The 23708-nt window shown below is 71.4% G+C and carries 21 protein-coding genes; 4 read left to right on the forward strand and 17 right to left on the reverse strand.

What is annotated here, in order from left to right; translation table 11 throughout:
- Positions 1-10: 10 nt before the first annotated feature.
- Entirely contained in the window at positions 11-727 is a 717-nt protein-coding gene (locus PV350_RS08815) for an MBL fold metallo-hydrolase (RefSeq protein ID WP_500324432.1), read from the reverse strand.
- A gap of 191 nt (positions 728-918) precedes the next feature.
- On the opposite strand from PV350_RS08815, the gene PV350_RS08820 reads away from it, so the two are divergent.
- Positions 919-1743: a peptidylprolyl isomerase gene (locus PV350_RS08820; RefSeq protein ID WP_500333307.1), complete on the forward strand. Its 825-nt coding sequence runs from the start codon at positions 919-921 to the stop codon at positions 1741-1743.
- Positions 1744-1963: 220 nt separating this feature from the next.
- Positions 1964-3193, forward strand: coding sequence for a DUF349 domain-containing protein (locus PV350_RS08825; protein WP_500333308.1), 1230 nt, complete (start codon positions 1964-1966; stop codon positions 3191-3193).
- A gap of 113 nt (positions 3194-3306) precedes the next feature.
- On the opposite strand, the gene PV350_RS08830 is transcribed toward PV350_RS08825, so the two are convergent.
- The 15 genes from PV350_RS08830 to pgsA form a co-directional block, all read right to left on the reverse strand.
- On the reverse strand, positions 3307-5796 hold the full coding sequence (locus PV350_RS08830) for a RelA/SpoT family protein (RefSeq protein WP_499510795.1): 2490 nt from the start codon (positions 5794-5796) through the stop codon (positions 3307-3309).
- A 316-nt stretch (positions 5797-6112) separates the two neighbouring features.
- On the reverse strand, positions 6113-6673 hold the full coding sequence (locus tag PV350_RS08835) for an adenine phosphoribosyltransferase (protein ID WP_499510796.1): 561 nt from the start codon (positions 6671-6673) through the stop codon (positions 6113-6115).
- A 55-nt stretch (positions 6674-6728) separates the two neighbouring features.
- Positions 6729-7868 (reverse strand): protein translocase subunit SecF, encoded by a 1140-nt coding sequence (gene secF, locus PV350_RS08840; protein ID WP_499510797.1) that lies wholly within the window; start codon positions 7866-7868, stop codon positions 6729-6731.
- Positions 7868-9628 carry a protein translocase subunit SecD gene (gene secD / locus PV350_RS08845; protein ID WP_499510798.1) on the reverse strand — a complete coding sequence of 587 codons (1761 nt, stop codon included), beginning with the start codon at positions 9626-9628 and terminating at the stop codon, positions 7868-7870. The genes secF and secD overlap by 1 nt, the downstream gene beginning before the upstream one ends.
- 105 nt (positions 9629-9733) lie before the next feature.
- Positions 9734-10159: a preprotein translocase subunit YajC gene (yajC, locus tag PV350_RS08850; protein WP_499510799.1), complete on the reverse strand. Its 426-nt coding sequence runs from the start codon at positions 10157-10159 to the stop codon at positions 9734-9736.
- Between the two features lie 161 nt (positions 10160-10320).
- On the reverse strand, positions 10321-11385 hold the full coding sequence (gene ruvB, locus PV350_RS08855) for a Holliday junction branch migration DNA helicase RuvB (RefSeq protein ID WP_499510800.1): 1065 nt from the start codon (positions 11383-11385) through the stop codon (positions 10321-10323).
- Between the two features lie 31 nt (positions 11386-11416).
- The gene (ruvA, locus tag PV350_RS08860) at positions 11417-12031 is read right to left on the reverse strand and encodes a Holliday junction branch migration protein RuvA (protein WP_500324442.1); all 615 of its coding nucleotides are present in this window, start codon (positions 12029-12031) and stop codon (positions 11417-11419) included.
- Complete coding sequence (gene ruvC, locus PV350_RS08865; protein WP_499510802.1) at positions 12028-12558, reverse strand: crossover junction endodeoxyribonuclease RuvC; 531 nt, start codon at positions 12556-12558, stop codon at positions 12028-12030. The genes ruvA and ruvC overlap by 4 nt, the downstream gene beginning before the upstream one ends.
- Positions 12559-12694: 136 nt before the next feature.
- Positions 12695-13447: a YebC/PmpR family DNA-binding transcriptional regulator gene (locus PV350_RS08870; RefSeq protein WP_499510803.1), complete on the reverse strand. Its 753-nt coding sequence runs from the start codon at positions 13445-13447 to the stop codon at positions 12695-12697.
- A 61-nt stretch (positions 13448-13508) separates the two neighbouring features.
- A complete protein-coding gene (pdxT, locus tag PV350_RS08875; protein ID WP_499510804.1) occupies positions 13509-14108 on the reverse strand; it encodes a pyridoxal 5'-phosphate synthase glutaminase subunit PdxT in 600 nt (199 codons plus the stop codon).
- Positions 14109-14193: 85 nt separating this feature from the next.
- Positions 14194-15108: a pyridoxal 5'-phosphate synthase lyase subunit PdxS gene (gene pdxS / locus PV350_RS08880; RefSeq protein WP_499510805.1), complete on the reverse strand. Its 915-nt coding sequence runs from the start codon at positions 15106-15108 to the stop codon at positions 14194-14196.
- A gap of 148 nt (positions 15109-15256) precedes the next feature.
- Positions 15257-15814 carry a LemA family protein gene (locus tag PV350_RS08885; protein WP_500324448.1) on the reverse strand — a complete coding sequence of 186 codons (558 nt, stop codon included), beginning with the start codon at positions 15812-15814 and terminating at the stop codon, positions 15257-15259.
- A 101-nt stretch (positions 15815-15915) separates the two neighbouring features.
- Positions 15916-17103, reverse strand: a complete 1188-nt coding sequence (locus PV350_RS08890) for a glycosyltransferase family 4 protein (RefSeq protein WP_500333309.1) — start codon at positions 17101-17103, stop codon at positions 15916-15918.
- The gene (locus PV350_RS08895; RefSeq protein ID WP_499510808.1) at positions 17100-18083 is read right to left on the reverse strand and encodes a phosphatidylinositol mannoside acyltransferase; all 984 of its coding nucleotides are present in this window, start codon (positions 18081-18083) and stop codon (positions 17100-17102) included. The genes PV350_RS08890 and PV350_RS08895 overlap by 4 nt, the downstream gene beginning before the upstream one ends.
- The gene (pgsA, locus tag PV350_RS08900; RefSeq protein ID WP_499510809.1) at positions 18080-18739 is read right to left on the reverse strand and encodes a phosphatidylinositol phosphate synthase; all 660 of its coding nucleotides are present in this window, start codon (positions 18737-18739) and stop codon (positions 18080-18082) included. The genes PV350_RS08895 and pgsA overlap by 4 nt, the downstream gene beginning before the upstream one ends.
- A 247-nt stretch (positions 18740-18986) precedes the next feature.
- On the opposite strand from pgsA, the gene PV350_RS08905 reads away from it, so the two are divergent.
- Entirely contained in the window at positions 18987-21191 is a 2205-nt protein-coding gene (locus PV350_RS08905; RefSeq protein WP_500333310.1) for an elongation factor G-like protein EF-G2, read from the forward strand.
- 179 nt (positions 21192-21370) lie between these two features.
- Positions 21371-23014 (forward strand): AbeC-like domain-containing protein, encoded by a 1644-nt coding sequence (locus tag PV350_RS08910; RefSeq protein WP_499510811.1) that lies wholly within the window; start codon positions 21371-21373, stop codon positions 23012-23014.
- Positions 23015-23087: 73 nt separating this feature from the next.
- On the opposite strand, the gene PV350_RS08915 is transcribed toward PV350_RS08910, so the two are convergent.
- On the reverse strand, positions 23088-23648 hold the full coding sequence (locus PV350_RS08915) for an HIT family protein (protein ID WP_499510812.1): 561 nt from the start codon (positions 23646-23648) through the stop codon (positions 23088-23090).
- Positions 23649-23708 lie beyond the last annotated feature (60 nt).

Consider the following 23708-nt stretch of genomic DNA (forward strand, 5'->3'; position numbering starts at 1 on the left):
AGGTCTCTCGTCACATTCCTCGTCGCGGAGGGGCGGGGTGGTCGTCCCCTCCGAGGCCGCGGGCCACCTCCGCCAGGTACGGGTTGGTGGCGCGCTCACGGCCGATGGTCGTCTGGGGTCCGTGGCCGGACAGCACCACGGTCGAGTCGTCGAGCGGCAGGCACACACGGGCCAGCGACACGAACAGCTCGTCCATGGAACCGCCGGGCAGATCGGTGCGGCCGACGGAGCCGGCGAACAGCAGGTCGCCCGAGAAGAACACCGAGGGGATCTCGGCGGTCTCGGGGAGCCTGAAGGTCACCGACCCCTCGGTATGGCCGGGCGCGTGCGCCACGGACAGCTCGAGACCGGCGAGCTCCAGCGTGCTGCCGTCGGTGAGCTCCTTCAGGTCGTCGGGCTCGCCGATGGTCAGTTCGCCGAGCAGCTGCGCGCCGATCGAGCGGCCGAGGGCCTTCTCCGGGTCGTTCAGCATGTAGCGGTCCCGGGGGTGGATCCAGGCCGGGACGCCATGGGCCCCGCAGACCGGGACGACCGAGGCCGTGTGGTCGAGATGGCCGTGGGTGAGGATGACGGCGACGGGCTTGAGACGGTGTTTGGCGAGCGTGTCCTCGACACCCTGGGCCGCTTCGTGGCCCGGGTCGATGATCACGCACTCCTCACCGGCGGCGGGGGCGACCACGTAGCAGTTGGTGCCCCAGGCCCCGGCGGGGAACCCGGCAATGAGCACGTTCGTCCTTCTGTCGGCAGTCGTTCTCGGCAGGTCGTACCGCACGACGGCGGTCCCACGAGCCTACCGGCGCCGACGCGGCCATCGCGAACCAGTAACGTCGCTGGACTGCGGGGCGCGCCGGGCGCGAAGATCGGCGGCGAACGTTTGTCACATTCGGACGCGAGCAGAAGGCATCGGGAGACGGCTCAGTGGTCACCAAGGATCAGCGGCGGCGCCAGCTCGCCCGGGAGAAGTTCGAGCGGCAGCACGACCGCCGTGTGCAGGCCCACCGGAAGACCGTACGGCGCAACGCGGTGGTCGCCGCCGTGCTCGCCGTGGTCCTGGCGGCGGGCGCCACGGCCTGGGCGGCCGGCGCCTTCGGTTCGGACCCCAAGAAGGACGACGCCGCCGCCGCGGGCGCCTCCCCCACCCCCGCGGAGACGAGCAAGGCGCCCGACCCGTGCGCCAAGCCCGCCGCGGGCAGCCCCGGCACGGAGCAGTGGAAGAAGGAGCCCGCGGTCACCGTCGACACCGCGGCGAAGTACGCCTTCGCGCTGCAGACGACCTGCGGCGACATCGCGCTGGACCTCGACGCGAAGAACGCCCCGCACACGGTCAACTCCTTCGCGTTCCTGGCCGGCAAGGGCTACTTCGACCACACGAAGTGCCACCGGCTCACCACCAGCGGCATCTACGTGCTGCAGTGCGGCGATCCGACGGCCCAGGGCAGCGGCGGCCCCGGCTACACCATCCCGGACGAGAACCTGAAGGCGAAGGAGATCGCCGGGGGCACGTACCCGGCGGGCACGGTCGCCATGGCCAACACCGGCCAGGCGCACACCGGCGGCAGCCAGTTCTTCCTGGTCTACAAGGACAGCCCGCTGCCGCCGAACTACACCCCGTTCGGGACGATCAGCGCGGCCGGCATGAAGGTGCTGGACAAGATCGCGGCCGCGGGCGAGTCGACCGGTGCCGGTGACGGCGCCCCGAACGCCACCGTGGTGATCAACAAGGCGACGGTCGCGAAGTCCTGACCGCCGCGTCCCGCACCCGCAGGTGAATTTCGCGGGTGCGGGATGCGGACAGCCGGGGCACCCGTCGCCTATGTTGGCGTTGTGTAGGGTGCCTGCTCCGACGGCTGCACCATGGATGTGAGCGGACCGTCGGACCGGTCAGGGCACGGCCCGGCCGAATGGAACTGTGGACGATGCCCGCGAGCCGTACGGCGGCCGGGCATCACGTGGAGGAGGCGCTGTGAGCAGCGACCCGTGGGGCCGCGTCGACGAGACGGGGACCGTGTACGTGCGTACGGCCGATGGCGAGCGTGAAGTCGGCTCGTGGCAGGCAGGCTCCCCTGAGGAGGCGCTCGCCTACTTCGAGCGGAAATACGAGGGCCTCGTCGTCGAGATCGGCCTCCTCGAACGCCGGGTGAAGACCACCGACCTGTCCCCCAAGGACGCGTTGACCGCCATCGATCACCTGCGCGCCACGGTGACCGAGGCCCACGCCGTGGGAGACCTGGAAGCCCTCGTCAAGCGGCTGGACGCGCTGACCGACCAGGTCGACGCACGCCGCGAGGAGCGCAAGGTCGCCAAGGCCAAGGCCTCCGAGGAGGCCAAGACGGCCAAGGAGGACCTGGTCACCGAGGCCGAGCAGCTGGCGCAGAGCGAGCAGTGGCGCGCCGCCGGTGAGCGGCTGCGCGCCCTGGTCGACACCTGGAAGGGCCTGCCCCGGCTGGACCGCAAGACCGACGACGAGCTGTGGCACCGCTTCAGCCACGCCCGTTCGGTCTTCTCCAAGCGGCGCAAGGCCCACTTCGCGGCGCTCGACTCGCAGCGCGAGGACGCCCGCCGGCGCAAGGAGAAGCTGGTGGAGGAGGCGCAGGCGCTGTCCGGCTCCACCGACTGGGGTCCCACGGCGGCGCGCTACCGCGAGCTGATGACCGACTGGAAGGCCGCCGGCCGCGCCCAGCGCGAGGCGGAGGAGGACCTGTGGAACCGCTTCCGCGGCGCCCAGGACGTCTTCTTCGCGGCCCGCTCCGAGGTCTTCGCCGAGCGCGACACCGAGCAGCGCGAGAACCTCACGCTGAAGGAGGAGCTGGCCATCGAGGCCGAGAAGCTGCTCCCGGTCACCGACCTGAAGGCGGCGCGTGCCGCCTTCCGCGGCATCAACGAGCGCTGGGAGGCGATCGGCCACGTGCCGCGCGACGCCCGGCCGCGCATCGAGGGCCGCATGCACGCGGTGGAGCGCTCCATCCAGGAGGCCGAGGAGGCCGAGTGGCGCCGCACCAACCCCGAGGCGCGGGCGCGTGCCGCGGGCCTGACCGGGGCGCTCCAGACGGCCGTCGACAAGCTGCGCGAGCAGATCGAGGCGGCGCGGGCGGCGGGGAACACCTCCAAGGCCGACAAGCTGCAGCGGGAACTGGACGGGCGGCAGGCGCTGCTCGACCAGGCGCTCAAGTCCCTGGACGAGTTCGGCGGCTGAGGCTCGGCTGATGCTGGGCTGATGCTCGGCTGAGGCATCGAGGCACAGGCAGGACGACGAAGGGCCCGTACGCGAGGCGTACGGGCCCTTCTGCGTGCTCGTCCGCGGCCGTGTCAGCGCTGGCGCGCCGACGTCACCCGGTACACGTCGTAGACGCCCTCGACGCCACGCACGGCCTTCAGGACGTGCCCGAGGTGCTTGGGGTCGCCCATCTCGAAGGTGAAGCGCGAGGTGGCCACCCGGTCGCGGGAGGTCTGGACGGCGGCGGACAGGATGTTGACGTGCTGGTCGGACAGGACGCGCGTGACATCCGACAGCAGACGGGACCGGTCCAGCGCCTCGACCTGGATGGCGACCAGGAAGACCGAGGACTGGGTCGGCGCCCACTCGACGTCGATGATCCGCTCGGGCTGCTGCGAGAGCGACTCGACGTTCACGCAGTCGGCCCGGTGCACGGAGACGCCGTTGCCGCGGGTGACGAAGCCGATGATCGGGTCGCCCGGCACCGGGGTGCAGCAGCGGGACAGCTTGACCCAGACGTCCTTCTCGCCCTTGACGATGACACCCGGGTCGGCCGCCGAGCGGCGCTTGGTGCGGCTGCGCGACGGGGTCGTGACCTCGGCGATGTCCTCGGTCGCGCCCTCCTCACCGCCCAGGGCCTCGACGAGCTTGTGCACGACGGACTGCGCGGTGATGTGCCCCTCGCCGATCGCCGCGTAGAGCGCGGAGATGTCGGGGTAGCGCATCTCGTGGGCGAGCGTGACGAGCGAGTCGCCGGTGAGCACCCGCTGGATCGGCAGGTTCTGCTTGCGCATCGCACGCGCGATGGCTTCCTTGCCCTGCTCGACGGCCTCCTCGCGGCGCTCCTTGGAGAACCAGGCGCGGATCTTGTTGCGGGCGCGCGGGGACTTGACGAAGCCGAGCCAGTCGCGGGACGGGCCGGCGCCCGCCGCCTTGGAGGTGAAGACCTCCACGGTGTCGCCGTTGTCGAGGGTCGACTCCAGCGGCACCAGGCGGCCGTTGACCCGCGCCCCTATCGTGCGGTGGCCGACCTCGGTGTGGACGGCGTACGCGAAGTCGACGGGGGTCGCGCCGGCGGGCAGCGCGATGACGTCACCCTTGGGGGTGAAGACGAAGACCTCGTTGCGGGACAGGTCGAAGCGCAGCGACTCCAGGAACTCGCCCGGGTCCTCCGTCTCCTTCTGCCAGTCGAGCAACTGCCGCAGCCACGCCATGTCGTTGACGGCGTCGTCCTTCTTGGCGGACTTCGGGCTGTCGGTTCGCACCTTGGAGGCGCCGGCGACGGCCTCCTGCTTGTACTTCCAGTGCGCCGCGATGCCGTACTCGGCGCGGCGGTGCATGTCGAAGGTGCGGATCTGGATCTCGACCGGCTTGCCGCTGGGCCCGATGACCGTCGTGTGGAGCGACTGGTACATGTTGAACTTGGGCATCGCGATGTAGTCCTTGAACCGCCCCGGCACCGGGTTCCACCGCGCGTGGATGGTGCCCAGCGCCGCGTAGCAGTCGCGGACGGTGTCGACGAGGACGCGGATGCCCACCAGGTCGTAGATCTCGGCGAAGTCCCGGCCCCGCACGATCATCTTCTGGTAGACGCTGTAGTAGTGCTTGGGGCGGCCGGTGACGGTCGCCTTGATGCGGGCGGCGCGCAGGTCCTGCTGCACCTGGTCGGTGACGACCGCCAGGTACTCGTCCCGCTTGGGGGCGCGCTCCGCGACCAGCCGGACGATCTCGTCGTACATCTTGGGGTAGAGGATCGCGAACGCGAGGTCCTCCAGCTCCCACTTGATGGTGTTCATGCCCAGCCGGTGCGCCAGCGGGGCGTAGATCTCCAGCGTCTCGCGGGCCTTCTTCTCCTGCTTCTCCCGCTTGAGGTAACGCATGGTGCGCATGTTGTGCAGGCGGTCGGCGAGCTTGATGACCAGCACACGCGGGTCCTTCGCCATGGCGACGACCATCTTGCGCACCGTCTCGGCCTGCGCGGCCTCGCCGAACTTGACCTTGTCCAGCTTGGTGACGCCGTCCACCAGCAGCGCGACGGAGTCGCCGAAGTCGCGGCGCAGCGCGTCCAGGCCGTACTCGGTGTCCTCGACGGTGTCGTGCAGCAGCCCGGCCATCAGCGTCGCCGGGTCCATGCCCAGCTCGGCCAGGATCGTCGTGACCGCGAGCGGGTGCGTGATGTACGGGTCGCCGCTCTTGCGCTTCTGGCCGCGGTGCCAGCGTTCGGCGACCTGGTAGGCGCGCTCGATCTGGCGCAGCTGCGACGTGTCGCCCTTGGGGTCGTTGCTGCGGACTATGCGCAGCAGGGGCTCCAGGACCGGGTTGTACGGGCTGGAACGCTGGACGCCGAGCCGGGCGAGACGGGCGCGGACACGGTTGGAGGAGGTGGCGGGCCGGTTCGGGGCCACGCTCCCGGGAGTGCGTACGGGCCGGGCGGCGGGCGTCGCCGGGGCGGCGGGAGCGGGCCCGGCAACCTTGCTCTCCGCGGGTGCGGCGGGCGCGACGGGAGGAGCCGCGGAGAGGGAAGCCGCTTGCTTCCCGTCTGCGGTCGTCGTCGGCTGAGCCTGCCTGGCCTCTTCTTGCAAGGGCACTCCTTATGGTCCCCTCCCGGCCGGAGACGGGCGAGGAGGGAGGTTCCGAGACACCATGGTAGCGATCTGACCGGGTGGACCGCGTCCCGTCCGCCCCGTGGACCCCCCGCAACGCCCGGAGGAGTGCCCCGCACCGCTTCCGGGCCGGGAGCCCGCCTCCTGCCGTCGAGCCGCCGACGGGCTGGTCAGGCCCTCGGCGTCCGCGGTCGTCCCGGGATCCCGGCACCCCCACATCCCCGCGTCCCCGCATCCCGGACATGCGTGTGGCGCCGGAGCCGGAACTCTGGCGCCACACGTCGCAAAAGGGTGCTCAGACCGCGATCAGTGCCTCCAGGGGGGCACCGCCCAGGGACCGGGCGAGGCGGGCGCGCCCGCCGAGGAAGCCCAGTTCCAGGAGGACCGCGACACCGGCGACGTCGGCGCCGGTGCGGCGGATCAGCTCCAGGGACGCCTCCGCCGTGCCGCCGGTGGCGAGCACGTCGTCGATGACCAGGACCCGGTCACCGGCCGAGAAGGCGTCCTGGTGGACCTCGATCTCGGCGGTGCCGTACTCCAGCTCGTACGCCTGGCCCAGCGTCGCCCCGGGCAGCTTGCCCGCCTTGCGCACGGGCACGAACCCGAGCCCGGCGCGGGCGGCTGCCGGGGCGGCGAGGATGAACCCGCGCGCCTCGAGGCCGACGACCTTGTCGGCGCCGTGCCGGGCGCAGAGCCCGGCCAGGGCGTCGATCAGCGCGTTGAACGCCGCGGGGTCGGCCAGCAGCGGGGTGATGTCCTTGAACGTCACGCCCGGCTTCGGGTGGTCGGGCACGTCCCGGATGCGGCTGAGCAGCAGGCTGCGCAGCCCTTCCGGGGTGGCGTCCGCGATGGTCATCGGTGGTGTTCCTCGGTCCTTCGTCGCTGCGACTCGTCGAACGTCCGCCGCGTCCTCAGTGGCGCTTGCCGGAGGGACGGTTGCGGCTGCGGTTGCGGGCCGGCTGGTTGCGCTGGCCGCCGACGACGGCGGCACCCGCGTGGGTGTCGTCCTCCGCCGGTCCGCCGTCCCCGTCCACGGGGGCCCCGTCCTGCGGCTCGTCCACGCCGTCCTCGCCGCGGCGGGCGTCGGCGGCGCGCTTGGCGAGCACGCGCTTGCGCAGCGCCTTCATCTCCGGGGCGCGCTCCTTGAGGTCCGCGACCAGCGGGGTCGCAATAAAGATCGAGGAGTACGCACCGGCGGTGAGGCCGACGAAGAGCGACAGGGCGATGTCGTTGAGCATGCCCGCGCCGAGCAGACCGCCGCCGACGAAGAGCAGGCCCGCCACCGGGAGCAGCGCCACGACCGTGGTGTTGATCGAACGCACCAAGGTCTGGTTGAGGCTGCGGTTGGCCAGCTCGCTGTACGTGTGGCGGTTCTGCTTGGTGATGTCCTTGGTGGACTCCTTCAGACCGTCGAAGACGACGACGGTGTCGTAGAGGGAGTAACCGAGGACGGTCAGCAGACCGATCACGGTGCCCGGGGTGACCTCGAAGCCCACGATGGCGTAGACGCCGATGGTGATCGTGAGGTCGTGGATCAGGGCGATCAGCGCGGCCACGGCCTTGCGCCACTCGAAGGCGATCGCCAGGTAGATCGTCACCAGGACCATGAAGATCACCAGGCCCTGGAAGGCCTTCTTGGAGATCTCGTCGCCCCAGCTCGGACCGATGATCTGCGGGTCGATGTCGGCCGACTTGACGTTCAGGTCCTCGGCGATCTCGCCCTGGATCTTCTTCGCCTCGGTGAGCGAGATGTCGCTGATCTGGACGCGGACGGCGCCCGTGCCGAGCTTCTGCACGATGGCCTGGTGACCACCGGTGTTGCCGGCGATCTTGTCCTGGACCTGGCTGACCGACATCTCGGTCTTCGGGGTCGTGAAGACCGCGCCGCCGGAGAACTCGATGCCGAGCTTGAGGCCGTTGACGGCGAGACCGACGATCGCCGCGATGGTGATCAGGATCGAGACGCCGTACCAGAGCTTGCGCTTGCCGACGAAGTCGTAGGCGATCTCGCCTCGGTGCAGGCGGTGCCCGAGGTTGCCGAGCCGGGACATCAGGCCTCCTTGACGTCGGTACGGGCCGCGGGGCGGCGAGTGCGGCGCAGCGGGGGGTTGACGCCCAGGGCACGCGGGTCGAGCCCGGACCAGGGGTGTCCGCTGGCGTAGAACTTCTTGCGGGCCAGGATCGTCATCAGCGGCTTGGTGAAGAGGAACACCACGGCCACGTCGAGCAGCGTCGTCAGACCCAGGGTGAAGGCGAAGCCCTGCACCTTGCCGACCGAGACGACGAAGAGCACGGCGGCCGACAGGAACGACACGAAGTCCGAGACGAGGATCGTGCGGCGGGCGCGCGGCCAGCCACGGGCCACGGCCGGCTGCAGGGAGCGGCCCTCGCGCAGCTCGTCACGGATGCGTTCGAAGAAGACGATGAACGAGTCCGCGGTGATGCCGATGGCCACGATGGCGCCGCACACCGCCGGCAGGTTCAGTGCGAAGCCGATGGCCGGGCCGAGCAGCGTCATGATCTCGTAGGTGAGGATCGCCGAGACGATGAGGCTCAGGATCGCCACGAAGCTCAGGCCGCGGTAGTAGGCGACCAGGTAGAGCACGACCAGGGCGAGGCCGACGCCGCCGGCGATGAGGCCGCCGTGCAGCTGCTCGCCGCCGACCGCGGCCGAGACCTTGGTGACGTCCGACTTGTCGAAGGTGAGCGGCAGGGAGCCGTAGGACAGGACGTTCGCCAGGTCCTGGGAGCTCTCCTGGGTGAAGCTGCCGTAGATCTCGGCGCTTCCGCTCAGGGTCTGGTTCACCGAGGGGGCGGAGACGACCTCGTTGTCCAGCACGATCGCGAACTGGTTGTTCGGCGGCTGCTGCTGCGACAGCTGCGAGGTGATCTTCGAGAAGGCCTTGGAGCCGGTGCCGTCGAAGTTCAGGGTGACGACCCAGCCGTTGCCGCCCTGGGTGTCGAACTGCGCGGCGGCCTTGCTGACGTTCTTGCCGTCGACCGCGGCGGGACCGAGGGCGTACTTGGCGCCGCCGTCCTGGCTGCACGCGACGATCTTGTCGGTCGGCTTGGCCTTGAGGTTCAGGTTGGCGCGCGTCTTCGCGTCGGAGCAGTCCAGCGCGGCGAGCTTCGCCTGCAGGTCCTCCGGGATGGAGGTGTCCAGCGTGCTGCCGGGGGCCGCGGCGCTCGCCGAAGGCGTCGGGGTCGGCGAGGGCGAGCCCGAAGCGGGGGCGGACGGCGTCGACGAGGCCTTCAGCGCGTCGGTGACGGCGCGGCCCTGCGTCGAGGCGCTCGCGGACGGGGAGCCGGAGACCTTGGCGCCGGTGGAGGCGCTCGCGGACGGCGAGGCCGGGGCCGAGGGCGAGCCCGAGGGGCTGGCGCCGGGCGATTCCGACGCCGCCGGGGCGTTGGCCACCTCGGCGAGCACCGGGCGGAAGTAGAGCTGGGCCGTGGTGCCGACCTGCTGCTCGGCCTGCGCGGCGTTGGTGCCCTTGGGGATGTTGACGATGATGTTCCGGTCGCCCTGGATCTGGCTTTCGGCTTCCGAGACACCAAGACCGTTGACACGCCGGTCGATGATCGCCTTGGCGGTGTCCATGTTGGTCTTGTTGATCGCGCCGGCCTGGTCGCTCTTGGCCGTCAGCGTGATGCTCGTACCGCCGGCGAGGTCGATGCCCAGCCGGGGGGTGGTGTGGCCGGAGAGGAACATCCCTCCGGTAAGCGCCACGATGGCCAGCAGGATCACTGCCAGCGCCCGCCCGGGGTATCCCTGGCTCCCCGAGGGCTTACGGCCCCTCTTCGGTGCTGCCACCTTCTCGATTCTCCCTGTCCAACCGCCCTGCGGACCTGCGCGCGCAGCAGGGCGGCACGATGAGTAGTACGGACTTGCCGAACCTGAAACGTACCGGCCGGGCCGTTACTTCTTGTCGGTGCCGTCCGTCTTGGCGGCGTCCTCGGTCGCGCCCTCGTCGGCGGTCTTGCTCAGGTCGACGTGCTCGTCGGCCTTCTCGACGTCCTCGACGTCCTCGGCGTCGTGCGCCTCGAGCTCGGGCTCCGGGTCGATGCCGTGGACGACGCGGTCGTACTCGGCCTGGTCGAGGACGGCGGCGATGGCGTTCTTCGCGAAGTGCGCGTGGACGCCGTCGGCCAGCTCCAGCAGGACCGTATCCTCGTTGACCTCCTTGACCACGGCGTACATGCCGCCGATCGTCCGGACGCCCGAGCCGGGGGACATCTGGTCACGCATCTGCGTGGCCTGGCGCTGACGGTTCTTCGCGGAGCGGGTCATCAGCAGCATGACACCGATGATCAGGACGAAAGGCAGGATTTGAACCAGATTCATGGTGTCTTGACGATCCTTCGCACGGCCGTTGGGGCCTGGTCTACGGGATTGTGGGTGTCGGTCCCGGAGGCACGACGTCGGCGGAGTCTAAGCGTTCGTTCGCCGGTGGAACAACGCCAAGCATTACACCGAGGTTCCTGCGGCGGCGAGTCTCCCCGCCGTCAAGGGCCGAACAGCCCGTCTTGCCCGGGTCCGCCGCCCTGTGGCGGCACGAGTCCAAGGTGTGCCCAGGCGGCGGGAGTGGCGACGCGGCCACGGGGTGTGCGCGCCAGGAGCCCCTCGCGCACCAGGAACGGTTCGGCCACCTCCTCCACCGTCTCCCGCTCCTCCCCCACGGCCACCGCCAGTGTCGACAGCCCCACCGGGCCGCCGCCGAAGAGCCCCAGCAGGGCCTGCAGCACGGCGCGGTCCAGCCGGTCCAGGCCGCGGCCGTCGACCTCGTACACGTGCAGTGCCCGGGCGGCGACCTCGCGCGTGATCACGCCGTCGACCTTCACCTGCGCGAAGTCCCGTACGCGGCGCAGGAGTCGGTTGGCGATGCGCGGGGTGCCGCGGGAGCGGCCGGCGATCTCCGCGGCGCCCTCGGGCTCGATCTCGACGTCCAGCAGGCGCGCGGAGCGGTGGATGACCCGCTCCAGCTCGGCCGGGGCGTAGAACTCCATGTGGCCGGTGAAGCCGAAGCGGTCGCGCAGCGGCGGCGGCAGCAGGCCGGCCCGGGTCGTGGCGCCGACCAGGGTGAACGGCGGCAGCTCGAGGGGGATGGCGGTGGCGCCGGGTCCCTTGCCGACGATGACGTCGACCCGGAAGTCCTCCATCGCCATGTAGAGCATCTCCTCGGCGGGCCGGGACATCCGGTGGATCTCGTCGAGGAAGAGCACCTCGCCCTCGGCGAGGGAGGAGAGGATCGCCGCGAGGTCCCCGGCGTGCTGGATGGCGGGGCCGGAGGTGATGCGGATCGGGGCGCCCATCTCGGCTGCGATGATCATCGACAGGGTCGTCTTGCCGAGCCCGGGGGCGCCGGAGAGCAGCACGTGGTCCGCGGTGCCGCCCCGCTGGCGCGCGGCCTTCAGCACCAGGTCGAGCTGTTCGCGGACCCGCTCCTGGCCGACGAACTCCTCCAGCGCCTTGGGCCGCAGCGCCGCCTCGACGGCCTGGTCCTCGCCGTCTGCGGCGGCGCCGACGAGACGGTCGGCGGTGGTCGGTACGGACTCGTCGTCCCAGTTCACTTCGGTGCGCCTTACGCTCGGCGGGCTACGGTCAGCGGGCTCGGTTCAGGGTCTGCAGGGCGGCCCGCAGGAGGGCCCCGACCTGCGGCTCGGCGCTCGCCTCCGCCTGCGGCGTCACCGCGGCCACGGCCTCCTCCGCCTCGCGCGGTTGGTAGCCCAGGCCGATCAGCGCGGCGTGCAGCTGCTCGCGCCAGGAGGCGGGCCCTGCGGCCACCGCGGGGCGTGCGACGCCCGCCGCGCCCACGGGGGCGCCGAGGCGGTCCCTGAGCTCCAGCAGCAGCCGCTGGGCGCCCTTCTTGCCGATGCCCGGGACGGCGGTCAGGGCCTTCTCGTCGCCGGTGGCGACGGCCGTGCGCAGCGCGTCGGGGCTGTGCACCGCGAGCATGGCCTGGGCGAGCCGGGGACCGACGCCGCTGGCGGTCTGCAGCAGTTCGAAGACCTGGCGTTCGTCGTCGTCGGCGAAGCCGTAGAGGGTGAGGGAGTCCTCGCGGACGACGAGGGAGGTGGCGAGCCGGGCCTGCTCCCCCAGGCGGAGCGACGCCAGGGTGCCCGGGGAGCACTGGACGGCCATGCCGATGCCGCCGACCTCGATCACCGCGATGTCCGGGGCGAGGGCGGCGACGGGCCCGCTGACGAAGGCGATCATGTGCTGGGCTCCTGGGTTCGTGCTCGGGCGACGGCCTGCTGGAGGCGGTTGGTCGCGGTGCCGCGCCAGATGTGACAGATGGCGAGTGCCAGCGCGTCGGCGGCGTCGGCGGGCTTCGGCGGGGCGTCGAGCCGCAGCAGCCGGGTGACCATGGCACCGACCTGCGCCTTGTCGGCCCGGCCGCTGCCGGTGACGGCGGCCTTGACCTCGCTGGGGGTGTGCAGATGGACGGGCAGGCCGCGGCGGGATGCGCACAGCATGGCGACGGCGCTGGCTTGGGCCGTGCCCATCACGGTGCGCACGTTGTGCTGGCTGAACACCCGTTCCACGGCGACGGCTTGGGGCGCGTACTCGTCCAGCCAGGCCTCTATGCCGCGCTCGATCAGCACGAGGCGATGGCCGATGTCGGCCTCCGCCGGGGTGCGGACGACCCCGACGCCGGCCATGCGCAGCGGCTTGCCGGGGGCACCGTCCACCACGCCCACGCCGCAGCGGGTCAGCCCCGGGTCCACGCCCAGCACACGCACCCCGCCCCTCCCTCCCTCGGACAGCCGTTCAAGCGGTCCCTGGAGGTTATCGGGTGCCACCGACAACGACGGCGGCCCGGTGGGGGTGTGTCCTCCCCACGGGCCGCCGTCCTGCCGTACGTCCTGCCGGACCGGATCAGGCCTCGACCTTCTCCATGATCTCGTCGGAGACGTCGAAGTTGGCGAAGACGTTCTGCACGTCGTCGCTGTCCTCGAGCGCGTCGATGAGCTTGAAGATCTTGCGCGCGCCCTCCTCGTCCAACTCCACCTGCATGGTGGGGACGAAGTTGGCCTCGGCGGAGTCGTAGTCGATGCCCGCGTCCTGGAGCGCCGAGCGCACCGCGACGAGGTCGGTCGCCTCGCTGAGCACCTCGAAGGACTCACCGAGGTCGTTGACCTCCTCGGCGCCCGCGTCCAGGACCGCGCCGAGCACGTCGTCCTCGTTGAGCTCGCCCTTGGGGACGATCACGACGCCCTTGCGGTTGAACAGGTAGGACACCGAGCCGGGGTCGGCCATGGAGCCGCCGTTGCGGGTCATGGCGACGCGCACGTCGGAGGCGGCGCGGTTGCGGTTGTCGGTGAGGCACTCGATGAGCACCGCGACACCGTTGGGGCCGTAGCCCTCGTACATGATCGTCTCGTAGTCGGCGCCGCCCGCCTCGAGACCGGCTCCGCGCTTGACCGCACTGTCGATGTTCTTGTTGGGCACCGAGCTCTTCTTCGCCTTCTGGATGGCGTCGAAGAGGGTCGGGTTACCGGAGATGTCGGCGCCGCCCGCGCGGGCGGCGACCTCGATGTTCTTGATCAGCTTCGCGAAGAGCTTGCCGCGCTTGGCGTCGATCACGGCCTTCTTGTGCTTCGTCGTAGCCCATTTAGAGTGGCCGGACATCAGCCTGTCTCCTTCACGTCACCGATTGCTTCACCAACACTGCGATCCTACCGGGATCACCTCACCGGGCGGCGCGCACCATGTCGACGAAGTACCGGTGCACCCGGTGGTCCCCGGTCAGTTCGGGGTGGAACGAGGTGGCCAGGAGGTTGCCCTGGCGCACGGCGACGATCGTTCCGTCGTCGAGCCGGGCCAGCGTGGCGACCCCGCTGCCGGTGGACTCGACCCAGGGTGCGCGGATGAAGACGCCCTCGACCGGGCCGCCTTCCACGCCCTCGACCTCGACCGCGGTCTCGAAGGACTCGTTCTGCCGGCCGAAGGCGTTGCGGCGCACGATCATGTCGATCCCGCCGAAGGTCTCCTGGTCGTCCCTGCCGTCCAGGATCTTTTCGGCGAGCATGATCATCCCGGCGCAGGTGCCGTAGACCGGAAGCCCGTCCCGGATGCGGTCGCGCAGCGGTTCCATCATGCCGAAGAGCGTGGCGAGCTTGGACATCGTGGTCGACTCGCCGCCCGGGACCACCAGACCGTCCACCTCGGCCAGTTCCTCGGGCCGCCGCACGGGGCGGGCCAGGGCGTCGGCCTCGGCGAGCGCGACCAGGTGCTCGCGGACGTCGCCCTGCAGGGCGAGGACTCCGATGGTCGGGGGGCTGCTGGACACGGGGTGGGACCTTCCGGAACGTCGGGTGGGGCAACGGACGATGGGCAGGCCGTCGCCGGCCTGCCCATCGCGGGGCGTGGGGCGCCTACCAGCCGCGGTTGGCGTAGCGCTCGGCCTCGGGCAGGGTGTCGCAGTTGATGCCGACCATGGCCTCGCCCAGGTTGCGGGAGGCATCCGCGATGATCTTGGGGTCGTCGTAGAAGGTGGTGGCCTTCACGATGGCGGCGGCCCGCTTGGCGGGGTCGCCGGACTTGAAGATGCCGGAGCCGACGAAGACGCCCTCGGCGCCGAGCTGGCGCATCAGCGCCGCGTCGGCAGGGGTGGCGACACCACCCGCGGAGAACAGCACGACCGGCAGCTTGCCGAGCTCGGCGACCTCCTTGACGAGCTCGTACGGGGCGCGCAGCTCCTTGGCGGCGGCGTACAGCTCGTGGTTGTCGTAGCCGCGCAGGCGGGCGATCTCGTTCTTGATCTGGCGCAGGTGACGGACGGCCTCGACCACGTTGCCGGTGCCGGCCTCGCCCTTGGAGCGGATCATGGCCGCTCCCTCGGCGATGCGGCGCAGGGCCTCGCCCAGGTTGGTGGCGCCGCAGACGAAGGGCGTGGTGAAGGCCCACTTGTCGGAGTGGTTGACCTCGTCGGCCGGGGTGAGCACCTCGGACTCGTCGATGTAGTCGACGCCGAGCGACTGCAGGACCTGCGCCTCGACGAAGTGGCCGATGCGGGACTTGGCCATCACCGGGATCGAGACGGCGTCGATGATGCCCTCGATCATGTCCGGGTCGGACATGCGGGCCACGCCGCCGTCCTTGCGGATGTCGGCGGGGACCCGCTCCAGCGCCATGACGGCGACGGCACCCGCGTCCTCGGCGATCTTGGCCTGCTCGGGGGTGACGACATCCATGATCACGCCGCCCTTGAGCTGCTCGGCCATGCCGCGCTTGACGCGGGCGGTGCCGGTCTCGGGGGACTCGGGGTTGCTGGGAAGCGTGGTGGACACGGGGACCTCACTCGGAGACTCAACTGCAGGGTCACGGCAGCCCGCGGAGTCTGCGGGCCTCCTCACGGACGGCCGGCGGAACACCGATGGTTGCTCTGTGTTTCATGGTGGACCGCACGAAGTGGACCGCAAAAGGGCCAATCGCTCCTCAGTGGCCTGCCACGCCCTCCGCGGTCAGGACGACCGGGGGCTCGTCGTCCATCTCGAACGTCACCGGCTGCGCCGCGTGCCCGGCGAGCCGGAACCAGCGCACCTTGCGGTGCTCGCGCAGCGCCCTGGCGGCGCGCACGGCGTCGTTGTGGAAGCGCCGCGCCATCGGCACCCGGCGCACCGCCTGGGTGAGCTCGCGGGCGGCCTCGTCGCCGCCGGGGGCGGCCCGGACGGCGTCGACCGCGTCGGACTCGGCGAAGACCGCGCGCAGTGCCTGGCTCAGTTCGCTCTCGGCCACCTCGCGCTGTTCGTCCAGGGCCTGCCGGGCGGAGTGCGCGGCCTCGTAGAGCACGATGCTCGCCGCCGGGTCCAGCACCCCCGCGGTGGCCAGCTCCTGGGCCACGGAGGCCCTGCGCAGCAGCTGCGCGTCCAGCGCGGCGCGGGCGGCGTCGATACGGGCGTGCAGGCGGTCCAGCCGGCCCGCGGTCCAGCTCAGGTAGAGGCCGACGGCGACCAGCGCCACGGCGACCCAGATGAAGGTGGTCACGGGCCGCAAGGCTACCGGTGCGCCCGGTGCGGCCCACCGGGCGGCGGACCGCCGGGGCGCCGGCGGCGGGCTTCGGTCGCGGGCTTCGGCCGCGGGTGGCGGTTCCGGGGTCAGTCGCGGGCGAAGCCCAAGCGGGCCCGCAGGCCCACCCGCTCGTCGGCGGCGACCGCCACGGCGCCGGCGGTGACGGTCTCGTACACCGCGAGGATGTCGGCGGCCACGACTGACCAGTCGAAGCGCCGGACGTGCCGGGAGCCCAGCTCGCGCAGCTGCGCACGCCGCTCGGCGTCGCCCAGGAGCCGTACGGCGGAGGCGGCCAGCGCGTCCGGGTCCTCGTTGGGGAAGAGCTCGCCGGCCGCGCCCCCGTCGAGCACCTGGCGGAAGGCGTCCAGGTCGCTGGCGAGCACCGGCGCCCCGGCCGACATGGCCTCGACCAGGATGATGCCGAAGCTCTCGCCGCCGGTGTTGGGCGCCACGTACAGGTCGACGCTGCGCAGCAGCCGCGCCTTGTCCTCGTCGCTGACCATGCCGAGGAACTCGACCTGGTCGCGCATCTCCTTGGGCAGGCTCTCCACGGCCTCGGCCTCGTCGCCGCGCCCGGCGACCAGCAGCCGGGTGCCCGGCCGCTCGGCGAGGATCTTCGGCAGGGCCTTCATCAGCACGGGCAGGCCCTTGCGGGGCTCGTCGATCCGCCCGATGAAGCCGATGGTCCTCCCCCCGTCCTCGCCGGGGAGACCTCCGCCCTGCCACTCCGTCTTGGGCTCGGCGTCGGCGAAGAAGCCCACGTCGACGCCGTTGGGGATGACGACGGCGTCCCCGCCCAGGTGCTCGACCAGGGTGCGCCGGGCGTACTCGCTGACCGCGATGCGGGCGCTGATCTTCTCCAGCGCCGCCTGCAGGATCGGGTAGGCGGCGATCATCGCCCGGGAGCGCGGGTTGGAGGTGTGGAAGGTGGCCACGATCGGCCCCTGCGCCGCCCAGCAGGTCAGCAGGCCGAGGGAGGGCGAGGAGGGCTCGTGGACGTGGATGACGTCGAAGGCGCCCTCGTGGAGCCAGCGGCGCACCCGCGCGGCCGACAGGAAGCCGAAGTTCAGCCGCGCGACCGAGCCGTTGTACGGCACGGGCACGGCACGGCCGGAGGAGGTGACGTACGGCGGCAGCGGGGTGTCGTCGTCGGCCGGCGCCAGGACGGAGACCTCGTGGCCGAGCGCGATGAGGTGCTCGGCGAGGTCGCGGATGTGGAACTGGACGCCGCCTGGGACGTCCCACGAGTACGGGCTGACGATCCCGATCCTCAAGGCTTCTCCGTTCCGGAGCGGTCGGTGGGGTCGCCGGACACCGGGGAGGACGCCGCGTCGCGCCCTGCCGGTTGCCCGGCCGGCGCGTCCGCCCGCGGTTCGAGGTCGGCGAGCCACAGCCGCTGCAGCATGTGCCAGTCCTCGGGGTGCTCGGCGATGCCGGCGGCGAAAACGTCCGCCAGGCGCTGCGTCATGACGGCGGTCCGCTCCGCCCGCGTGCCCTCCTCCGGCACCTCGATCGGTGCGTGGACCTGGCCCTGGAGGTTGGGCGACTCGTCGTACCACAAGGTGACCGGCAGCAGCAGCGCCCCGGTCTGCTGGGCGAGGAGCGCGGGGCCCGCGGGCATGCGGGTGGCCTCGCCGAAGAAGTCCACCTCGACGCCGGAGGAGGACAGGTCGCGGTCGGCGACCAGGCACACCAGGCCACCGCCGCGCAGCCGCCGGGCCAGCGCGCCGAAGGCGGCGCCGCCGGTGTGCGGCAGCACCTCCATGCCCAGGCCCTCGCGGTAGGCGACGAAGCGGTCGTACAGGCTCTCGGGCTTGAGCCGCTCGGCGACGGTGGCGAAGGGCACCCCGAGCCGGGTGGTGACCCAGGCGCCCGCGAGGTCCCAGTTGGCCATGTGCGGCAGGGCGAGGACGACGCCGCGGCCGGAGGCCAGGCCGTCCTCGAGGTGGTGCAGGTCCTTGCAGTCGAACGCGGAGCCGATGCGTTCCTTGCTCCAGGCCGGCAGCCGGAAGGACTCCATCCAGTAGCGCAGGTACGAGCGCATGCCGGCCTTCGACAGCTCCCGCAGCCGCGCCTCGTCGGCGTCGGGCACGACCCTGGCCAGGTTGGACTCCAGGCGCTGCACGCCCTTGCCGCGGCGGTTCCAGGCCAGGTCGGCGACGGACCGGCCGAGCCGCGCCGCGGCGGGTTCCGGCAGCCGTTTGACCGCGCCCCAGCCCAGCCCGTACAACGCGTCGGTCAGCCCGTCCTTCACGCCCGCCCGCTCCCTTCGTGCGCCGCGGCGTCGGCCTCGAAGGCCTCGCGGCGCACGGTGATCACCCGCTGCACCAGCGTCACCAGGCTGCCGACGGCCACGATCCACAGGGCGATCGGCAGCAGCCACTGGATGCCGGGGACGCCGAACTTGTGGAGCCCCGCGAAACCGCAGGCCACCAGTGAGATCACCAGTCGCTCGGCCCGTTCGACCAGGCCGTTGACCGCGACCGGCAGTCCGATGCTCTCACCGCGCGCCTTGGTGTACGAGACCACCTGGCCGCTGGCGAGGCAGAAGATCGTCACCGCGCACAGCACGAGGTCGTCCCCGCCCCCGGCGTACCAGAGCGCCAGCCCGCCGAAGATGGCCGCGTCGGCCACCCGGTCCAGGGTGGAGTCCAGGAAGGCGCCCCAGCGGCTGGAGACGCCCGCCTGTCGGGCCATGTTGCCGTCCACCAGGTCCGAGAAGACGAACAGGGTGATGACGACCGTGCCCCAGAAGAACTCGCCCCTGGGGTAGAAGACCAGCGCTCCCGCGACCACGCCTCCCGTGCCGATCAGCGTGACCGTGTCCGGGCTGACGCCCCGGCGGAGCAGAAACGCGGCGAACGGTGTGAGGACACGCGTGAAGAAAGCACGCGCGTACTTGTTCAGCATGGCCTTCCCGGAGGTTCGTGGGGTGCACCGGCACGACCCCGTCGGCCGTCCGGCTGGCCCATCGTAGCCAGGCGCGTTCCGCGGCAGGTCCGTGGCTCCCGTCCTACCGCGGCACGTACGACGTATGGACGCACCGTGACGGGCGTGGGAAGGTCGAATTACCGCGGGCGTCACTGCAGACCGCCCTGGGCGGGTGGTCTCCCGTGGCGCCAGTCCCCATGCCGTGACGGACCGGGAGGCGAGGCACATGGGCGACAGGAGAGACGCAGGTCCGGGAGCCGCCGGAAGGGCATTGGCGGCCGGCCGGCCCGAGGATGTACGCAACGTGGTGCTGGTCGGCCACAGTGGCTCCGGGAAGACGACGCTGGTCGAGGCGCTCGCCCTGGCGACAGGGGCGGTGAACCGCGCCGGGCACGTGGCCGACGGCGGGACCGTCTCCGACCACGACGAGATCGAACACCGTCAGCAACGCTCGGTACAGCTCTCGCTGGTACCGGTGGAGTGGGACGGAATCAAGATCAATCTGTTGGACACCCCCGGGTACGCCGACTTCGTGGGGGAACTCAGGGCCGGTCTGCGGGCAGCGGACGCGGCCCTCTTCGTCGTCTCGGCGGCCGACGGCGTCGACGGCGCCACCCGGATGGTCTGGGAGGAGTGCGCGGCGGTCGGCATGCCGCGTGCGGTCGTCGTCACACACCTGGAAGCGGCACGGGCCGACTTCGAGGAGATGACCGAGACGTGCCGTGAGGCCTTCGGGGGCGACTCCCCCGACTCGGTGCTGCCGCTGTACCTCCCGCTCCACGGGGAGGAGACCGCGGACGGCCACACACCCGTGACCGGGCTCATCGGCCTGCTGTCGCAGCGCGTCTACGACTACTCCTCCGGCAAGCGCGAGGAGCGCCCGCCGGACGAGGCGCAGCTGCCCGCGATGGACGACGCACGTGCCCGGCTCATCGAGGGGATCATCGCCGAGAGCGAGGACGAGACCCTCATGGACCGCTACCTGGGCGGCGAGGAGCTCGACCTCAAGACACTGGTCCAGGACCTGGAACGGGCCGTGGCGCGCGGCTCCTTCCACCCCGTGCTGGCCGCCGCGCCGGCCGCGGAGGGCTGCAAGCAGGGCATCGGCACCGTGGAGCTGCTGGAACTGGTCACCGGCGGCTTCCCGACGCCGCTGGAACGTGAGGTCCCCCAGGTCAGCACCCCCCAGGGGACGTCGCACGCGCAGCTCACCTGCGATCCCGACGGACCGCTGGCCGCCGAGGTCGTGAAGACCTCCTCCGACCCGTACGTGGGGCGGATCAGCCTCGTGCGGGTGTTCTCCGGCACCCTGCGCCCCGACGAGACCGTCCACGTCTCCGGCCACGGCCTGGAGGACCGCGGCCACGAGGACCACGACGTCGACGAGCGCGTCGGCGCCCTGTCCTCGCCCTTCGGCAAACAGCAGCGGACGGTGCCGCACTGCGTGGCCGGCGACCTGGCCTGCGTCGCCAAACTGACCCGCGCGGAGACCGGCGACACGCTCTCCGCCAAGGACGACCCGCTGCTCATGGAGCCCTGGCTGATGCCGGACCCCCTGCTGCCGGTCGCGATCCAGGCGCACAGCAAGGCCGACGAGGACAAGCTCTCCGTCGGCCTGTCCCGGCTCGTCGCCGAGGACCCCACGATGCGGCTGGAACAGAACCCCGACACCCGGCAGGTCGTGCTGTGGTGCCTGGGCGAGGCCCACATGGACGTGGCGCTGGAGCGGCTGCGCACGCGTTACGGCGTGCAGGTCGACGCCGTGCCGCACAAGGTGGCGCTCCGCGAGACCTTCGGCGAGAAGTCGACGGCGCGCGGACGGCACGTCAAGCAGTCCGGCGGGCACGGCCAGTACGCCATCTGCGACATCGAGGTCGAACCGCTGCCGGTCGGCTCCGGCATCCAGTTCGTCGACAAGGTCGTCGGAGGCGCGGTACCGCGGCAGTTCATCCCCTCGGTGGAGAAGGGCGTCCGCGCCCAGGCCGCCAAGGGCGTGGCCCTCGGCTTCCCGGTCGAGGACATCCGCATCACCCTGGTCGACGGCAAGGCGCACTCGGTGGACTCCTCCGACGCCGCCTTCCAGACCGCGGGCGCGCTCGCCCTGCGCGAGGCGGCCACGCAGTGCCGCATCCACCTGCTGGAACCGGTCAGCGAGATCCGCGTCATGGTGCCGGACGAGTACGTCGGGCCGGTGATGAGCGACCTGTCCGGGCGCCGCGGACGGGTGCTGGGCACCGAACCGGTCGGCCTGGGACGCACCTTGGTGCGGGCCGAGGTACCGGAGATCGAGATCGGGCGCTACGCGGTCGACCTGCGGTCGCTGTCGCACGGCACCGGACGGTACGGCCGCAGCTACGCCCGGCACGAGCCGATGCCGCCCCAGCTGGCGCAGAAGCTGAGGGAGCAGCACGCCCAGGAGTCCGGCAAGTAACCCCCGTACGGGGGACGTTGACGGCCCGGCGGAACGATCTTCTTCCGTCGGGCCGATGACGCACGTCACACCCCCCGTATACGCTGGGTGGGCGGCGTCGCAGGTGTGCCGGTGCCGCGACCGGGGAAAGGGCCGTGCGGGTTCACGTCCGCGCGGGCGGGGACCAGAAGGGGGCGGCAGTGACCGACGGTTTCGACTTCCTGAGCCCGGGCGCGCAGATACCGCTGAGCGGTGTCGACGGGCAGACGGGTGCCACCCAGGCCCTCGCGTCGGCCGCGTACCGTGACAGTCCCATGGATGCCCTCTCCACGGCCGACGCGGGCAAGTCGTCGGTCAAGGAGGCGAAGGTCAAGCTGCTGCAGGCGAACCTGGGCGAGGCCTTCGCCCGCGCCGTGCAGAACCGGATGCTGGGCGCCTCCCGCAACGAGCTGGTGCAGTCCTTCGGCGCGGAGCCGCAGACCGTCGTCGAGCACTGCCTGGCCGCCAACCGGATCCGCCAGGAGCGCGACAACAAGCTGACGGCCGTGATGGCCGTGTTCGGCCTGCTCTTCCTGCCCGGGATGCTGGTCTGGCTGGGCGCCTTCCAACTCCGCGCCCTCGTACGGAGGTCCGAGGGCTCCCGGGCAGGGCTGCTCGGCTCGGTGGTGCTGCTCGTGGTCGGCTTCTTCGCGGTCCTCTTCGTCGTCAACCCGCCGCTCACCGGCTTCTGGTCGCAGTACCTGAGGGTGATGATGGTGGCCCCGGTCCTCGGCTGGTTCTGGGCGAAGCGGCTCTGCGAGCAGACCGCCAAGGACCTGCGCGAACGCTGGGCGGGGCTGGTCTCGGGCAGCGGCGTCGGCGCGAAGATCCCCGAGGCCGTGCCGCGCAACCCCAACCAGACCCGGGCCGAGAAGCTGCGCCAGAGCCTGGCCAAGCTCTCCGCCGAGCAGCAGAGCAACGTGGTCTTCTACCAAGGCTCCAAGGGCGTGCTCGGCATGGGCGCCCGGTGGGGCGCCTGGCACATGGCCGAGGAACTGACGCCCCGCGAAGGGCTGAGCGAGATCCACCCCTTCCGCAGCTGGGACGTGATCAAGGTGATCCACGGCAAGTTGCGCGGCCTGCAGCGAGGCCCGCTGCACACCGGTGGTTTCCCCAAGCCGCTGATACAGCACTGGGTCGTCTCCCACGTCGGCGAGGGCGCCAAGAAGATCACCCGGCCCACCGGCTCCGACGTCGACGGCTACACCGTCCGCGACTTCGAGATCCAGCGGATCTGCAACGAGCAGCAGTTCGACAAGGGCAACCGGCACTACCTGGGTCTGCAGTTCGTGGTCTGGGACGGTCAGCTGGTGATCACCATGATGGTCACCGTGACCGTGCTGGCGAGCACCCTGCGGATCGAGGTGACCGGGCACGCGCTCGGACCGGTGCACTCCCTCTTCACGACGGCACCGGAGGCCAAGGAGAAGGAGATAGCCCACCCGGTCAAGTTCTGGGAGACGAAGAAGGTGCAGCTGCCGCTCGTGACGAGCGACGAGGTGGTGCGGCTGGCCGCCCGCGCCCCCCTGACCCGTTTCCCCCAGGTGCTCGACCACCTCGGCGGCAAGATCGTCCTGCCCGAGCCCTTCGGTCTGCGGCACAGCTGGGCCTCACAGCCCTGGAACCACCGTTTCATGGCCGACGACGCGCTGCGCGCCGCCACCCCCGTGCTGCGGGCGGTGCACTCCGCGGCCATCACCGTCATGGAGGAGAACGGGGTGGACGTCTCGAAGTTCAACAACCGCTCGGGCATATTGAGCAACATGGTGCAGGACGCCTCGCCCAGCGAGGCCGACGTCTACTGACGGGCCCCGGGTGACGGGCCCCGGGCCGGACGGCTCGCGCGCGGCCCCGGCCCGGTCGGCGGGACGGACCGGGTCAGCCGGCCGGCCAGGCGTCGGCGAGCATCTTGCGGGTGTCGGCGAGGAGCTGCGGCAGCACCTTGGTGTGACCGACCACCGGCATGAAGTTGGTGTCGCCGCCCCAGCGCGGCACCACGTGCTGGTGCAGGTGCGCGGCGATCCCGGCGCCCGCCACGGTGCCCTGGTTCATGCCGATGTTGAAGCCGTGCGCGCCCGAGGCCGAGCGCAGCGCGACCATGGCGCGCTTGGTGAACTCGGCGAGCTCGATGGTCTCCGGCCCGTCGAGGTCGGTGTAGTCCGCGACGTGACGGTAGGGCACCACCATCAGGTGGCCGCCGTTGTACGGGTAGAGGTTGAGGACCGCGTAGACGGCGTCGCCGCGCGCGATGACGAGCCCGTCCTCGTCGCTCATCTCCGGAATCGCACAGAAGGGGCAGCCGTCGCCGGCACCTGGGCCGGTCGGCTTGTTCTCGCCCTGGATGTACGCCATGCGGTGCGGCGTCCACAGGCGCTGGAACGCGTCCTGCGTCCCGACTCCGTTCTGCAGTTCCGGCTCACTCGTCATGCCTTGCAGCATATGGCGTCGTCCCGGCCCTGCGTGTCGCCGGGGGCGCTCCCGCATGCGGGGCACGATGCT

Origin of the sequence: Streptomyces sp. PA03-6a (assembly GCF_033792765.1) — a bacterium.
In the GTDB taxonomy this organism is placed as follows: Bacteria; Actinomycetota; Actinomycetes; order Streptomycetales; family Streptomycetaceae; genus Actinacidiphila.